Source organism: Aquamicrobium terrae (genome assembly GCF_040545735.1).
GTDB lineage: Bacteria > Pseudomonadota > Alphaproteobacteria > Rhizobiales > Rhizobiaceae > Mesorhizobium > Mesorhizobium terrae_A.
Window position 1 is genome coordinate 45,821 of sequence record NZ_JBEPML010000012.1, and the last position, 15,147, is coordinate 60,967.

At 58.3% G+C, this 15,147-nt stretch carries 16 protein-coding genes and 1 pseudogene; 15 read left to right on the top strand and 2 right to left on the bottom strand.

Features of this window, described 5'->3' with window-relative positions:
- The first annotated feature begins 27 nt into the window (after window positions 1–27).
- From ABID37_RS16930 to ABID37_RS16950, 5 genes are read left to right on the top strand one after another with little or no spacing between them, the layout of a single operon-like run.
- A complete protein-coding gene (locus ABID37_RS16930) occupies window positions 28–1,044 on the top strand; it encodes a proline racemase family protein (protein ID WP_354196879.1) in 1,017 nt (338 codons plus the stop codon).
- A 24-nt stretch (window positions 1,045–1,068) separates the two neighbouring features.
- The gene (locus ABID37_RS16935) at window positions 1,069–2,097 is read left to right on the top strand and encodes an ABC transporter ATP-binding protein (RefSeq protein WP_354196881.1); all 1,029 of its coding nucleotides are present in this window, start codon (window positions 1,069–1,071) and stop codon (window positions 2,095–2,097) included.
- Between the two features lie 3 nt (window positions 2,098–2,100).
- Window positions 2,101–2,934 (top strand): ABC transporter permease, encoded by an 834-nt coding sequence (locus ABID37_RS16940; RefSeq protein WP_354196883.1) that lies wholly within the window; start codon window positions 2,101–2,103, stop codon window positions 2,932–2,934.
- Window positions 2,935–2,938: 4 nt separating this feature from the next.
- Window positions 2,939–3,721 carry an ABC transporter permease gene (locus tag ABID37_RS16945; RefSeq protein WP_354196885.1) on the top strand — a complete coding sequence of 261 codons (783 nt, stop codon included), beginning with the start codon at window positions 2,939–2,941 and terminating at the stop codon, window positions 3,719–3,721.
- A 16-nt stretch (window positions 3,722–3,737) separates the two neighbouring features.
- Complete coding sequence (locus tag ABID37_RS16950; RefSeq protein WP_354196887.1) at window positions 3,738–5,774, top strand: oxidoreductase; 2,037 nt, start codon at window positions 3,738–3,740, stop codon at window positions 5,772–5,774.
- A gap of 339 nt (window positions 5,775–6,113) precedes the next feature.
- Here ABID37_RS16950 and ABID37_RS16955 read toward each other — a convergent pair.
- Both ABID37_RS16955 and ABID37_RS16960 read right to left on the bottom strand, forming a co-directional pair.
- Window positions 6,114–6,437 (bottom strand): annotated as a pseudogene (locus ABID37_RS16955) (helix-turn-helix domain-containing protein); the annotation flags it as partial.
- Complete coding sequence (locus ABID37_RS16960) at window positions 6,427–6,609, bottom strand: type II toxin-antitoxin system HigB family toxin (protein WP_354196890.1); 183 nt, start codon at window positions 6,607–6,609, stop codon at window positions 6,427–6,429. The gene ABID37_RS16960 and the pseudogene ABID37_RS16955, both read right to left, overlap by 11 nt.
- Window positions 6,610–6,652: 43 nt before the next feature.
- On the opposite strand from ABID37_RS16960, the gene ABID37_RS16965 reads away from it, so the two are divergent.
- Genes ABID37_RS16965 through ABID37_RS17010 form a run of 10 tightly spaced genes read left to right on the top strand, consistent with a single transcriptional unit; the run spans window position 6,653 to window position 15,138 of the window.
- The gene (locus tag ABID37_RS16965; RefSeq protein ID WP_354196892.1) at window positions 6,653–7,768 is read left to right on the top strand and encodes an ABC transporter substrate-binding protein; all 1,116 of its coding nucleotides are present in this window, start codon (window positions 6,653–6,655) and stop codon (window positions 7,766–7,768) included.
- Between the two features lie 35 nt (window positions 7,769–7,803).
- Window positions 7,804–8,673: a branched-chain amino acid ABC transporter permease gene (locus tag ABID37_RS16970; protein ID WP_354196894.1), complete on the top strand. Its 870-nt coding sequence runs from the start codon at window positions 7,804–7,806 to the stop codon at window positions 8,671–8,673.
- A complete protein-coding gene (locus ABID37_RS16975; RefSeq protein WP_354196896.1) occupies window positions 8,673–9,686 on the top strand; it encodes a branched-chain amino acid ABC transporter permease in 1,014 nt (337 codons plus the stop codon). Before ABID37_RS16970 ends, ABID37_RS16975 begins: the two co-directional genes overlap by 1 nt.
- Complete coding sequence (locus tag ABID37_RS16980; RefSeq protein WP_354196898.1) at window positions 9,683–10,477, top strand: ABC transporter ATP-binding protein; 795 nt, start codon at window positions 9,683–9,685, stop codon at window positions 10,475–10,477. The genes ABID37_RS16975 and ABID37_RS16980 overlap by 4 nt, the downstream gene beginning before the upstream one ends.
- Complete coding sequence (locus ABID37_RS16985) at window positions 10,470–11,207, top strand: ABC transporter ATP-binding protein (protein ID WP_354196900.1); 738 nt, start codon at window positions 10,470–10,472, stop codon at window positions 11,205–11,207. Before ABID37_RS16980 ends, ABID37_RS16985 begins: the two co-directional genes overlap by 8 nt.
- Window positions 11,207–12,271: a M14 family metallopeptidase gene (locus tag ABID37_RS16990; RefSeq protein WP_354196902.1), complete on the top strand. Its 1,065-nt coding sequence runs from the start codon at window positions 11,207–11,209 to the stop codon at window positions 12,269–12,271. Before ABID37_RS16985 ends, ABID37_RS16990 begins: the two co-directional genes overlap by 1 nt.
- Entirely contained in the window at window positions 12,264–13,094 is an 831-nt protein-coding gene (locus tag ABID37_RS16995) for a nitrilase-related carbon-nitrogen hydrolase (RefSeq protein WP_354196904.1), read from the top strand. Before ABID37_RS16990 ends, ABID37_RS16995 begins: the two co-directional genes overlap by 8 nt.
- A complete protein-coding gene (locus tag ABID37_RS17000) occupies window positions 13,094–13,870 on the top strand; it encodes an IclR family transcriptional regulator (RefSeq protein ID WP_354196906.1) in 777 nt (258 codons plus the stop codon). Before ABID37_RS16995 ends, ABID37_RS17000 begins: the two co-directional genes overlap by 1 nt.
- Window positions 13,871–13,911: 41 nt before the next feature.
- On the top strand, window positions 13,912–14,526 hold the full coding sequence (locus tag ABID37_RS17005; RefSeq protein ID WP_354196908.1) for a DUF1989 domain-containing protein: 615 nt from the start codon (window positions 13,912–13,914) through the stop codon (window positions 14,524–14,526).
- A gap of 21 nt (window positions 14,527–14,547) precedes the next feature.
- Complete coding sequence (locus tag ABID37_RS17010) at window positions 14,548–15,138, top strand: cysteine dioxygenase family protein (protein WP_354196910.1); 591 nt, start codon at window positions 14,548–14,550, stop codon at window positions 15,136–15,138.
- Window positions 15,139–15,147: the final 9 nt, after the last annotated feature.

The following is a 15,147-nucleotide window of genomic DNA, read 5'->3' on the forward strand; positions in this document are numbered from 1 at the left end:
CCCTCAAACCTATCATGGAGCTAGACCTTGATCCGCCAGCAAGATGTCTTTGATGTCGTCTACACCCACACCGACGGTGATCCGTTGTGCATCGTCCATTCCGGCATTCCCTATCCTGCGGGCTCCACAATCTTGGAGAAGCGACGGTTCCTTGAACAGAACTATGACTGGTTGCGCCGGGCGCTGATGCGCGAGCCACGCGGCCACAAGGATATGTTCGGTGTTTTCCTGACGCCGCCTTCCAGTGCGGACTTCGATGCGGGGCTGATCTACATCGATGGCACGAACTACTCCCACATGTGCGGTCACGGGACTATCGCGATCGCGATGGCCATGGTGGCGCTTGGCATGGTCAGGCGCGGCGACGGGCACCGGACCCTTATCCGCTTCGAGACTACGGCCGGCCTGGTGACGGCTGAGGTGGCCAACGAGGGACCGGATGTCCTCTGGACGCGCTTTGAGAACGTGCCAGCCTATGTCGCGGCACAGGATGTGCCCTTCGATCTGCCCGGCATCGGGTCGCTGAAGGCCGATATCGTCTGGGGTGGAAACTACTTCGGGATCATCGACCTGCGCGGCACGTCGCTGCGCATCTCGCCGGAGAACGGATCGGAACTCTCGCGCCTCGGCATTGTCGCACGCGAGCAGCTTCGCCAGAAGATCCAGCTCCAGCACCCGTCCGAACCGCATATCAACAATTTCAACTTCGTGACCTTCTGGCACGAGCCGGACAATTCGACGTCAAAGTACAAGAACGTCCATGTCTGGAGCGCCGGCCAGATATCCCGCTCCGCGGGCGGCACGGGTACGAGCGCCATGATGGCGATGTACGAGGCGCGCGGGGAGATGAAGCTCCATGAGCCGATCCTGTCGGAGGGCCTCCTCGGCATCGGTGCCTTCGAGGGGTGCCTGATTGGTGAGACCAGCCTCAACGGCACGCGGGCGGTCCGTCCGACCGTCAAGGGCACTGCAAGTCTCCTCGGAACCGCGCGCTGGACAATCGACCGAAACGATCCCGTCGGCGCCGGCTTCGTCATCTCCTAATCGCATCCAGAGGCGGTAGTACCCATGGCCATTCTCGCGATCAGGGACGTATCCAAGAGCTTCGGAAGGCATACCGCGCTCGATAGCGTTTCCCTGACCGTGAATCCTGGTGAATTCGTATCCCTGCTCGGGCCGAGCGGTTGCGGCAAGACGACATTGTTGCGCCTCGTTGCCGGTTTCCTGCAACCGAGCGTGGGATCGATCGAAATCGACGGCAGAGATGTGACCGCACTGCCGCCAAACAAACGACCGCTTAACACCGTCTTCCAGAACTATGCACTGTTTCCCCATATGACATTTCTTCAGAATGTCGCCTACGGGCCATTGCGGGCAGGCGTGGCCAAACAGGATGCACGCTCGCGGGCATTGGAAGCCCTGGAAATGGTTGGCCTCGTCGGCCTCCAGGAGCGCTATCCGCGCGAGGCCTCAGGTGGTCAGCAGCAACGTGCCGCTCTGGCTCGCGCGATCGTCAATCGACCCAAGCTTCTGCTGCTCGACGAGCCGCTGAGCGCGCTCGATCTCCAGCTGCGGCGACGCATGCAGATCGAACTGAAGCAATTGCAGGAGAGGATCGGCATCGCCTTCATCTTCGTCACCCATGACCAGGAAGAAGCGATGACCATGTCCGATCACATCGTCGTGATGAACGCGGGCTCGATCGAACAGATCGGAACCGGAAACGAAATCTACCGCGCGCCCGAAACGCGCTTCGTGGCCGAATTCATCGGCGAAGCCAACTTCTTCGTCGTCTCGCCCTCTGGTTGCGATCTGGCTGCGCAGCCCGACGGCTTCGAGCCGTCACCAGGGTCACGGATCGCGGTTGTCCGCCCCGAACATGTCGAAGTGACGACCGACGCCGACGTCTCAAATGGTTTCTCAATCGGCGGGGTCGTTGAAACGATATCCGGCGTAGGGGGCGTCACCAGCATCCGCGTGCGTGCGGGCAACGGGCTGATCATTGCAAAGCGCCTTGGCATGGAAGTGCCAATCGCAGCCGGTCAGGCTGTCAGGCTTTGCGTCGCCAGGCACAACGTCCATGTGATCGGCAGGTGATGTATGAGATCGACACCAGCCATCGTCGCGGGCCTTATCGCACTACCCGTCTCGTTCTTCACCGCGTTTTTTCTCGTCCCTCTTATCGTGGTCCTGATCGCCAGCCTGACCAATGGCGACGGCCAGCTGACCTTCGCCCACTACGCCCGAATACTGTTCGACGCCTACCATTGGGATATTTTGCTGGTAACGTTCAGGCTTGGCCTACTCACGACCTTGATTTGCGTGGTGCTCGCCTATCCCCTGGCCTGGTACCTCGTGAGGATCGCGAAGTGGCGCGCATGGCGTCGGCTGTGCGTGATCCTCGTTGTCCTTCCGCTCTTCACCAGCAACATTGTGCGGTCTTTCGGATGGATGATCCTGCTCGGGCGACGGGGCATGATCAATGACTGGCTGGTTGGCGCAGGCCTGGTGGAGCGGCCGGTCCGATTTATCGGAACCGAAACCGGCATTCTGATCGGTCTCGTCTACATCCTGCTGCCGTTCGTGGTTCTGACAATCGGCAATGCATTGGCCAAAGTGGATCCATCATACGAGCACGCCTCGGCCGATCTCGGCGCGGGTCGGGTCTCCACATTCTATCATGTTACATTTCCGCTGACGCTGCCCGGCGCGGTCTCGGGCGCCATTCTGGTGTTTGCCCTGACGGTCAGCGCCTATGTCACGCCGGCGCTTCTTTCCGGCGGACAGATCACAGTGCTGCCGATGCTCATCTTCCAGCAATACAGCAGTGTCTTCGACTTCCATTACGGCGGTGCGCTCGCCATCACTCTGCTCGTCTTCACCCTTGCGATGATCGGGCTTGCCTCAATGGTCAGCCGCAGAGGAGGGCAGTAGGGTCATGGTTACGTGGACCATCCGTCTGATCTCGCTCGCGATACTGGCCTATCTCACGTTTCCGCTCGTGGTCATCATCGGCGCGTCGCTCACCACAACCAGCTTTCTCGCTTTTCCCCCGCAGGGACTGACGTTTGATTGGTACGAGGTGGTGCTGACCAAAGGTGCCTATCTCTCGGCCTTTGCGAACAGCGCTCGCCTTGCGACCGCGGCGACACTCATTGCTATCGTGATGGCCATCCCTGCTGCTATCGCTGTTGCCCGACATCAGTTTCCCGGAAAGGCGGCATTCTCGGCGCTCCTGTTGTCGCCGCTGGTCCTTCCCCACCTTGTCCTCGGCGCGGCCCTTCTGCAGTTCGGCACCATCATCGGCCTGACCCGAAGCTTCATTGCTCTGCTCGTCGGACATGTTGTCATTGTCACACCCTACGTCATGCGAACGGTCCTGCCCCTTTTGTCTCCTGAACAGAAGACGCTCGAAGATGCCTCGCGGGACCTCGGTGCGAATGCCTGGGAGACGTTCCGTTATGTGACCCTGCCGCAGATCCGGCCTGGCGTCGTATCAGGCGCGATCTTCGCCTTCATCACATCGTTCATCAATGTCGAGCTTTCGATCTTCAACACGACGCCGGAGCTCAACACGATACCGGTGCTGCTGTTTTCCTATGTCGAATACTCAATCGATCCGACGATCGCCGCCGTTTCTGCAGCAACCATCATCGCCGCCGCCATCGCCATCATCCTGGTCGATCTGTTCATCGGACTCGACTTCTTCTCCGACAAATAGATTCCGGTGCAACGCCATGTCTCGCGATCCGCTCCTCCAACCGTTCCAACTCAAGCATCTGACGCTCAAGAACCGAATCATGATTTCGTCCCATGAGCCGGCCTATCCGGAAGACGGGCTCCCGAAGCAGCGTTACCGCGCCTATCACGAAGAGCGTGCGCGCGCCGGGGTTGCGCTGACCATGACGGCCGGTTCCGCCATCGTCTCCCGCGACAGTCCGCCCGTCTTCAACAATATCCTGGCCTACAAGGACGAGGTTGTGCCGTGGATGAAGGAGCTCACCGACGCGTGCCACGAGCATGGCGCCGCCGTAATGATCCAACTTACCCATCTCGGTCGCAGAACCGGGTGGGCCAAGGGTGACTGGCTGACCGCCGTTTCTCCCTCGTATAACCGGGAAGCTTCACATCGGGCGTTCCCGAAGAAAATCGAGGATTGGGATATCGAGCGGATCATCGCCGACTACACCGATGCGGCGGAACGCATGAAAATGGCCGGCCTTGATGGTATCGAGCTGCAGGCCTACGGCCATCTGATGGATCAGTTCTGGTCGCCGTTGACCAACACGCTCGATGCGCCATATGGCGGCTCGCTCGACAACAGACTGCGCTTCACGTTTGAGGTCCTGGCCTCGATCCGTCGGCGCCTGGGCAACGAATTCATCGTCGGCATCCGATACACGGCTGACGAAATGACCGAGGGCGGGATAACCAAGGAGGAAGGCATCCAGATCTCCCGCCGTCTCCGGGATTCGGGGATGGTCGATTTCCTCAATGTCATCCGGGGCCGCATCGACACCGACGCCGCCCTGACCGACGTCATTCCGATCCAGGGCATGCCGAACTCACCCCATCTCGACTTCGCCGGTGAAATCCGCGCAGCGACGGGCATGACGACGTTCCACGCGGCCAAGATCCCGGACGTCGCGACTGCGCGTCATGCCATTGCATCCGGCAAACTCGACATGGTCGGGATGACGAGGGCCCATATCGCCGATCCGCATATCGTGCGCAAGATCATCGAGGGACGCGAGGATGCGATCCGACCTTGCGTCGGCGCCAACTACTGTCTCGACAGGATCTATCAGGGCGGTGAGGCTTATTGCATCCACAATGCGGCCACCGGGCGTGAGCTTTCGATGCCACACGTCGTTGCCGCGAGCGAGCGGAAAAAGAGAGTGGTCGTGGTTGGGGCTGGGCCGGCCGGTCTCGAGGCGGCACGGATCGCCTCCGAACGCGGTCACGCCGTCACTGTCCTGGAGGCCGCTTCGGATCCTGGTGGCCAGGTCCGGCTCACCGCGCGAAGCGAACGCCGGCGCGAGATGATCAGCATTATTGACTGGCGGATGGAACGCTGTCTCGAGCAGGGAGTCGATTTCCGGTTCAACACATGGGCGGAAGCAGCCGATGTGACCGCGCTTAATCCCGACGTCGTGATCATTGCGACCGGTGGTCTGCCGCACACCGAAGTTCTCAGGAAGGGCAACGAGTTCGTGGTCTCGGCATGGGACATCATTGCCGGCGATGTGCCTCCCGGTTCCAACGTTCTTGTCTACGACGATGCCGGCGATCACGTCGCCTTGCAGGCTGCCGAGATTGTGGCGGCGACCGGCGCCAAAGTGGAAATCGTCACGCCGGACCGGACCTTCTCGCCGGAGGTCATGGCGATGAATCTCGTACCCTACATGCGTAGCCTACAGAAGCTCGACACAACCTTCACCGTCACGTTTCGATTGGAGGAGGTCGAGCGGCAGGGTAACATGTTGCTCGCCCGATTTGGCAGCGACTACGGCGGCGTCAACAAGGAGCGGCTCGTCGACCAGGTGGTCGTGAACCACGGCACGATCCCGCTTGATGATATCTATTTCGAGCTCAAACCCATGTCATCGAATCTCGGAGAACTCAGTCAGCGCCAGCTTCTCGCAGGCGAGTCGCAATCAATCGTCAGAAATCCGGATGGAAAATTCCAGCTCTTTCGGATTGGTGACGCCATATCCGCCCGTAATACGCACGCGGCGATCTATGACGCTTTGCGATTAATGAAAGACGTCTGAGAGAAGCCAGCGCGGCAGCCTCGTCGTGCCCTTGAGACCGAAATGAAGCTCGCTGATCTCGCCCTCGGCTAGGGTGACGATCGGCCCGCCGGCGAACTTCAGATGCTTGTAGAAGGTGGCGACGTCAGCCTGGTCGCAGCTGATGCGATCCAGCGCTTCCGCGAGCAGGATATCGAACTGGCCCGCCTGCGCGTCCTACAGCAGCGACTGGATGCCCGGCCGGAGGATCATGCTCGGGCCGGAGATGCCCGCGTCCTTGTAGGTGCCGACGATTTTCCACTTCTCGCGCTTCGCCTGCTCACAGTAGATGCGGAACTGGTCGTCGATCGACGCCTCGCGCTGGGAGTGCAGTTGCCGGATCATGTCGATCGACAGGCTGCGCTTGGGATTCAGCACATCCGCAACACGGTTGCGTGGGCCGATCATGGGCTCGAGATCCTTGCGGGTCAGCCCCTGCTGCTCCATGCGGAAATGGATTGCTTCCACCGGATCAGGCAGGTCCATTGGATAATGCTTCGCCTCATGCACATCGATCAGCGTCGCCAGAACGTCGAGCTGGTCACCTTCCGGCGTGCCACTATCGGCGCCCCACAGCCGTTCGACCTCGGCCAGCGCTTCATCGTAATCCGCTTTCGTGCGGATCGGCTTCAGGTCAGTCGCCATACTCGATCTCCTTCACGTCGATCCTACCGTAAGCCTTGTGCGTGCCGAGCCACTTGATCCAGACGATGCTCGTCTCGAAGCCCGCCGACACGACGAGGCGGTAGCCATTGCCCTTGGGCCAGACGAATCGATTGACACGCGGAGCTTTCCAGCTATTATTTTCGGAAATCATGTTTCCAAATAGGAAACAAAAATGGGAGGACGGAATGTTTCGGATGACAATCGCGGCAACAATGATGTTGTTTGCAGCACATAGCGCAGTCGCGCAGGACAAGATCGTGATCGGCCTGAGCACACCCCTGACGGGCAGTGTTGCCGCATTGGGCCAGCATGAGAACTGGGGTGCGTCGCTGGCCGTCGAGGAAATCAATGACGCCGGCGGCATCAACGGAAGGCAGCTTCATATCGAGGCTCAAGATAACCAGTGCAACCCGACACAGGGCATCACAAGCGTCGAGAACCTGTTGCAGAACGACCCCATCGCCGTCATGGGCGCGCTTTGCAGCTCGGTGACGCTGGCCGTCATGCCGATCATGGAACGTGCTGAGCGCCCGCTTATGGTTGGTGTAGCGACTTCGCCGCTCATTACGGAGCAGGCTGGCGTTGGCGGTAACGACTGGACCTTCCGCATCAATCCGTCTGACAGCGGACTTGCGGTTGCTCTCGGAAATTATCTGACCGAGATGAACACCATCAAAACCATCGCATTCGTTGGTGAAGACACTGACTACGGCCGTGGCGGCCATAACGCTTTGACTGAAGCTCTCAAGGGCAAGGGCATCGAGATCGTTTCCGCCGACTTCTACAAGCAGGGAACTCCTGATTTCACGACGGTTTTGACGCGGATCAAGGCTGCGAAGCCTGACGCTGTTGCGCTTTATGCGACTGGTGTCGATGAGCTGGGTTTCATCCGTCAGTATCGCGGCATGAACATCGAGTCCCTTCTCAGTGGCCGTGTTTCGCTGGACGAGCTGTTGCCGGTCATCCAGGCAGGTGCGCTTGAAGGTGCGACCAGCGTCTATCCTTATGCAGTGCAGCTGGATACGCCGGAGAACAAGGCATTCGTAGAGAGCTTCAAGACCGCCTATGGTGAATTGCCCAACTACCAGAGCTTTCAGGGCTATGAGAGCGTGCGTGTGCTTGCCGATGCACTCAAGCGCAGCAAGGAGCTGACGCCGGCGGGTTTGAAGCAGGCCCTCAAGGAAGCTGATTTCGCGTCTGTCACAGGCGGTAATATCAAGTTCGATGACCACAATCAGGCGCACAACCTTGCCCTTATCGTGAAGGTCAAGGACGGCGTGATCGTTATCGAGACGATGTCGGGCACATGACCCGAAATATCTTCAACCAATCTTAGGAAGAATTGATGGAATTCTTCACCCAATTGGTAATTAACGGGCTGATGCTTGGGATGGTCTATGCGCTCATTGCGATCGGACTTTCCCTCATCTTTGGCGTGCTCGAGATTGTGAACTTCGCGCACGGGCATTTCTACATGCTTGGCGCAACAATCCTCGCGGCATTGGTCACCTCTGCGGGTATCGGCTTCTTTCCGGGGCTGATCGTCGCGGCGTTAGCAGTCGGCATGGTCGGATATATCGTCTATGTGGTTCTGCTGCGTCATTTCCGTGAAGGCGAATTCGATCGGGGCATCATCCTGACAATCGGCATCGGCATGGTGCTCCAGAACGGCGTTGCGTATCTCTTCGGTTCCAGCTCGCGTATTGTGGACACCCCCTTTTCTTTCGTTAGCTGGGACGTTTCCGGGTTCTTCGTCGATGCTCAGCGAGCGATTGCGGTGATGGTCGGCGCAGTTGCGATCGCATTGCTCTATGGCGTGCTGACCTTCACCCGTATCGGCAAGGCCATGCGTGCCTTCGCACAAAACCGGGAAGCGGCTTTCATCGTCGGCATCAGGCCGGCAGTGATCGCGGGCCTTGCCGTGGCAATCGGCATCGCTCTCGCCGGACTTGCCGGTGCTGCTCTCGCTCCCGTTTTTGCCGTTCACCCGGCAATGGGTGCGCCGATCCTCTTCAAGGTTTTTGCCATCATCATCATCGGCGGGCTTGGAAGCTTACCGGGGGCTTTGGTTGCAAGCCTGCTCATCGGCGTGACTGAAAGCGTCGTCGGTGGTTACTCGTCGGTCGCTCTCCAGGATGCGGTTGCCTTCATCCTCATGATCGTTGTGCTGCTCGCTTTCCCTGCGGGTCTGTTTGGCAAGGGGATAAGGGTCTGATGTCTGCTACCGCTCGCACTTCCGTTTCTCCTGTCGGCGGGTCATTCGCCCGTCTGACAGGTCCGCTGGTGATTCTGTCGCTTGTGGCGCTCATCCTGCTGCCTTCGATCTGGCCATCCTCCTATGTCATTAATATCCTGATCTTGGCCTTCATCTTTGGCATATTGGCAACAGGTCTGAATCTCATTTTCGGCTATACTGGCCTGCTGTCGTTTGGACAGATCGGTTTCTTCGGGCTGGGCGCCTATCTCTATGCGCTTTTGACAATGGATGCCGGGCTTTCACCATGGTTCGCCATGTTGCTTGCAGGTGTCGGTGCGGGCTTCGTCGCGCTGCTTCTTGGCTATCCGGCGCTTCGTGTCTCACGCGCCAGCTTTGTTATCGTTACGCTCAGCTTCACGCTGCTCGCAGCACTTCTGGCTCGCAACTGGGTTGAGGTTACGCGTGGACCGATGGGCATCCCGAAACTTCCCGCACCGTCAGTAGATTTGCCGGGTCTGGGTGAATTCAGCGGCCATGATCCGCGCGTGTTCTACTTCATCGCACTTGGTATGGCGGTGGTGTGCATCGGGGTCACTTATCTGCTGGTCAATTCACCAGTGGGTCGCGTTCTACGCGCCGTCAATCTCAACGAACCGCTTGCTGCCTCTCAAGGTATTTCGCCGAAAAAGTACCAGATCGCCGCGTTCTCGATTGCAGGTATTCTAAGTGGTGTCGCAGGCAGCCTCCATGTCGCGCATCTGGGCATCGTCGACCCGTCGATTTTCGATCCTTACTACAGTGAAATGTTGCTTATCATCGTCATCATTGGCGGACCTGGAAGTCTTTGGATGGTGGTGATTTCAAGCTTCGTCTTCATGGTCATTCCGGAACTTCTGCGTATGGCGCCGGAACTGCGAATGGTTCTGTTCGGCTTCATCCTCGTTCTTGCGGCAATGCTCTTCCCCACCGGCGTAGGAGGATATCTGGAAGACCGCAAGGTAGCCTTGTGGAGAAGGAGCCTGCGCTCATGACCGCAATTTTGACCACACATGCGCTTTGCAAAAACTATCGCGGTATCAAGGCGGTGCAAGATGCGGAAATTTCCGTTGCACACGGCAAGATCACCGGTCTGATCGGGCCGAATGGTTCGGGTAAGAGCACGACTATCGACTGCATCACCGGCTTCACTCAACCATCTTCGGGTCAGGTTCTTTATGATGGCCAGGATATTACCGGAAAGCCCTCGCACGGCCTTGCAGGTGTCGGTCTGGTGCGGACGTTCCAGAACGTCAGAGTCTATGAACGGCTGAGCGTGATGGACAATCTCGCGGTCGCTTCGCAAAAGTTGCGGACGCATGGCTGGCTGCCGCTGATGTTGAAATCGGCTGCCGTTAAGGCAGACGAGAAGGATATCGAGCAGGAAGCCATGTCGTTTCTCGAACTGGTCGGTATGGCTCACTATGCGGGTGCGCCCGCGGGCATATTGTCCTACGGACAGCGCAAGCTGATCGCGCTTGCTGCCTGTCTCATCACGCATCCGAAGCTGATCGTGCTGGACGAGCCTCTTGCAGGCGTGAACCCGACGATCATCCGCAGGATTTCGGGACTTATCGAGACGTTGAACGAGCAGGGGCTAACCTTCCTGATCGTCGAGCACAATGTCGATTTCATCATGCGCCATTGCGACCATGTGATCGTCATGGAGCAGGGAAAGAAACTCACCGAGGGCAAGCCTGAGGATGTGCGCCGCGACGAACGAGTTCTGGAAGCATATCTCGGCAAGCGCATTGCCCTTGAAGCGAAGGGAACAGCCTATGCCTGAGAAAAAGGTCCTTCTGGAGCTTGTAGATATGTGCGTCGGCTATACCGAGCCGATTGTACGCGACGTATCGCTGAAGGTCGAAGAGAACACGATCTGGAGCCTTATCGGCGGCAACGGGGCAGGCAAGTCTACATTGCTGAAATCCCTGTTCGGGCTAACCCGCTGCTTCAGCGGAGAACTTCTGTTCGATGGCACTCCGATTCAGGATCTGACGCCCGCTGAACGTGTTCGTAAGGGTATGGGAATCGTGCCCCAGGGTCGGTGCAATTTTCCGCTGATGACGGTGCGGGAAAACCTTGAAATGGGTGCGTACACACTCAACCGGACCGAAGCGCGACACGCAATGGAACGGGTTCTGGAGATGTTTCCCATGCTGCGCCGGAAGCTGAGTGAAAGCGCGGGCAATCTCAGCGGCGGCGAACAACAGATACTGGAAACAGCCATGGCTCTTGAAACCGGGCCGCGGTTGCTGCTGCTCGACGAGCCGTCACTGGGCCTCTCGCCTAAGATGCAGCAGGAAGTGTTTGAGACGGTCAAGAGCCTGCGAGGCGAGGGCCTGACAGTCGTCATGGCAGAACAGAACGTCCTCGGTTCGTTGATGATATCCGACAGAGCCTTCGTGCTCGATCTGGGTACAAAACTCATGGAAGGCTTGGCCCGCGAAGTGCTGGAAGATCCCAAAATCAAGGTTGCCTTCCTTGGTGCAGACCCAGCGGAGGTGGGAGAGTAATGAACATAAACACCTGGGCTGTCAAATTTGCGAGTGGCGGTGGTGACTCGATTTTTCCGACTATTGCCGAAGTGGTGAGCGCAACAGCGCCCGGTCAGACACGGATTGGACAAGCCGTGATCGGCACATTCGCCAGCGGCATGCCGATCCTGATTCCGGTTATGGTGGCCCGCGCTTCAGAACCAGGGCCGACGCTATGGCTCAACGGCGCAGTTCATGGCGATGAACTCAACGGCGTGTTAGCTTCCGTCGATTTCTTCCAGTGTCTGGAAGGGCGGCTGGAAAAAGGCGCCGTGATCGTCACGCCCATCTGTAATCCTGTTGCGCTGGATGCGCGCCGCAAGCGCGTGCCTCAGGACGAACTCGATCTCGACCAGAACTTTCCGGGGCGTGTGGGCGGCTCGATGTCTCAAAGGCTCGCATATGCGCTTTTTGAAGGCATCCGCGCGCAGGCCGATGTGGTCGTGAACTTCCACACTATGAACCCATATTTCGAGTCCGAGCCGTATGCAGTTTATAAGGGCGATGCGTCTTCCGGCGTAAGCGAACAGGAACTGCTAGGCATGGTCGGTTGCTTCTCTCCCTTTGTTGCCTGCCGGATGATTACCTCCTCTGCTGGCGAGCTTCCCGGAGACAATTCGGGCGCGCTGGACTATCAGGTTCTAAATCTTGGAAAAGCAGCCTTCATGGTCGAGCTTGGAGGAGGCAGCCGACAAGTTCCTGTTCATATAGATGCCGGACGTGAGGGGCTGGAACGGCTGGCCGCCCGCATGGGACTTCTCGCCGGTGACGGAGTTGAGCCAGGTCGCCGGATGCGCCGCGTAACCAGACGTACCCATGTCTTCTCGGAGCGTGGCGGTTTCTTCCGGCAGCACGCCAGCGCGGGCAGCCTGCTTCGGACCGGTGAAAGCCTTGGAGAAATACAGGACTTTGCAGGCAGATTGTTGCAGCGCGTGACCTACGATCAGGACGTTCTGGTCATCGGCATCCGGCTGGACCCCGTGGTGCACACCGGGGATCGCATCGGCTTCATTGCTTTGGAATGGGAAGAGATCGATGTCTAGCCTGACAGTCGCCGCCGTGCAGTTTTCTCCCTTGCTGGGAGATTTGGGAGGGAACCGTGCGCGAACGCTCGGCCTTATTGATCGCGCGGCGGCGCAGGGTGCCAAGCTGGTTGTCTTGCCTGAATGCAGCACCTCTGGCTACGCCTTCTCGGATCGTTCCGAAATCGAGGGTTTGGCCGAGGGTGTGCCCGGTGAGACCATTGAGGCATGGCATGAAAGGGCGCAACATCATGGCATCGTGATCGTCGGCGGCCTGATCGAACGGACGGATGACGTATTCTACAATTCTTCCGTCGTGGTAACACAGGCGGGCCTGGCGGGTGTTTACCGCAAGGTTCATCTTTGGGGTAAAGAGCGTGAATTATATCGGCCGGGAGACGCTATCTCGGTCGTCGATACGCCGATTGGCCACATCGGCACGATCATTTGTTATGATCTCTGGTTCCCGGAATTGTCGCGCAGTCTGGCCTTGTCGGGAGCAGACATTCTCGTCTCGCCTGCGAACTGGGCAGGCAATGCGCGTCTTTCGAACCCCTATGACCGTTACGGCCTGCCTGTCGGCTATCACATGGCTGTCGCTACGGCTGCGGTCAACGAACGGCCGGTGATCGTCGCTGACCGCATCGGGGTGGAAAACGGGCTGCGCTTCCTGGGCAGCAGTTGCATCGTCCGACATTCGGGCGAGGTTGTGGCAGGCCCTGGCCAGCACGACGGCGAACAGATTCTTGTTGCTGATATCGACATTGGTCCGCGCGAAGAAGCTGTTCAAAGCAACCCGCAATCTCGTAGACCCGATGTTTATCGGAATCTGGGAGAGCAATAATGTCGTTGAAGTCGCTTGAGACCGCTGTCGGCGTTCTTTCCACCTTTAGCAAATCGAACACCACGCGCTCGGTGACGGAGATTGTCGAGGAAACAGGTCTCAAGAAAAGCCATGTCTCGAAAATATTGAAGACATTTCGTGAGGCTGGCTTGCTGGAACAGGACCCTGTCACGATGCGCTACGCGGTGGGCATGGGCATGTTCGTGCTGGGCTCACGTTTTGCAGCACGTCAGGTGATGGCGCGCGAGGCATTGCCGATCATGCGGCAGTTGGTTGAGGACACCAATCATTCGGTGACTCTCAGTGTCATATACGAGACCTCGATCATGCATCTCATGGCAGTCGAGGGGCCGCTTTATATTGATGGCCGTTGGCGGGTGGGGGCATTGCTACCAATCCACGCCACAGCGGCTGGCAAGGTGCTGCTTTCGGGTATGACCGCGCCCGTGCGTGAGGACTTGCTGGCCAGGGCGGGGTTAAGGGCGCTGACGCCTCTGACGATCACGGACCCTGCCATTCTCTCGGCGCAACTCCTTGAAATCAGCAAGACGGGCTTTGCGCTTACACGCGGTGAGAGCGCCCCGGGCCTTTCAGCCATATCGGTCCCGATTTTCGCCGAGAATAGCAAGATGGTCTCGGCCCTCAGCACGATCATGCCGGATCAGCTTTTCGACATGGAAAAGATCATGCTTGTCAAGGAACAGATGTTTACGGCGGCGCGCAGCCTGTCGCTGAAACTCGGAGCGCCCACCTATCCGTTTGGTGGGATGGTCTGAGCCATGATGCCGGGGCGGCAATACAGCGACACGCGGAAAGTATGAAAGATATGTCAGAAATCGTCATTGATTTGCCGGCGCGTCGAGGGACCGCGATAGCCCTGCGCGAAGGCCAAACGATCAGGATCGTCAATATCCATGGCTCGCAGGTTCTGGATTGCTGGGCCTTCAACCGGGACGATCCGTTCTGCTGCATGTCGATGGAGCATACACGCTCCTACAACAGCCGCATCGTCCCGCGCGTGGGAGACATTCTGGTCGATAACCGATACAAGCCGATGTTCGAAATTGTCGCTGATACGTCGCCGGGCGTGCACGACACGCTGATGTGCTCCTGCAGCGCAGGAATCTACGAGCGCATGGGGCATCCCGGACATGACAATTGCGAGGACAATCTGCATCGGGCGCTGGCCGAGGTAGAAATTTCGATCGGCTTCACACCGTCGCCTTTCAACATTTTCATGAACTATCCGTTTTCGGCGGACGGGGAAATCACGCGCGAGCCGCCGGTTTCGAAACCGGGCGACCATGTCGATTGGAAGTGCCTGATATCCGAGGCGCTGGTGATCATCTCATGCTGCCCGCAAGACCTCACACCCATAAACGGCATCTCGATGGCGCCACAGGGCGCCCGGTGCTTCATCATCAACCAGTGAAAATCCGGAAAGGATATTTTCATGACTGTACGAGAAGAAAGAACTCAGGCGGCTGAAGACCTCAAAACCTTTGCTCAGGACTTGATCGCATCAGAGGGCTTGTCGCGCGACGCGCTCTCCCGGATTCTGGAGAAGCTGAAGGCTATTGCTGCCCGCACCGATTTCTGGGTGAATGATGATTATGCTGAGCCGAACGAAACGGATCGTCAGGCACGCTACCGCATTGCAGGCAATGATGACGATACGTTCGTCCTATATCTGAACGTAATGTTGCCGGGAAAAAAAATCCCACCGCATGACCACACGACATGGGCTTGCGTGGCCGCTGTTGACGGGGTTGAGGAAAACCGGGTGTACCGACGTCTGGATGATGGCGGCGAAGCTGGTAAGGCGCAGCTTGAAGTGGATCGGATCGTCCAGGTCGCTCCTGGAACCGGTGTTGCGCTGATGCCTGATGACATTCACTCGGTCTCTATCGACGGCGCCAAGACCATCCGCCACTTGCACTTCTACGGTCGCGCGCTTGAAACGCTCAAGGAGCGCACAGTGTTTGATCTCGAAAACGGAACGTGTCGCCCGATGGCCATCGGTGTGAAGACACGACAGGGTTGAGGCGTCGGA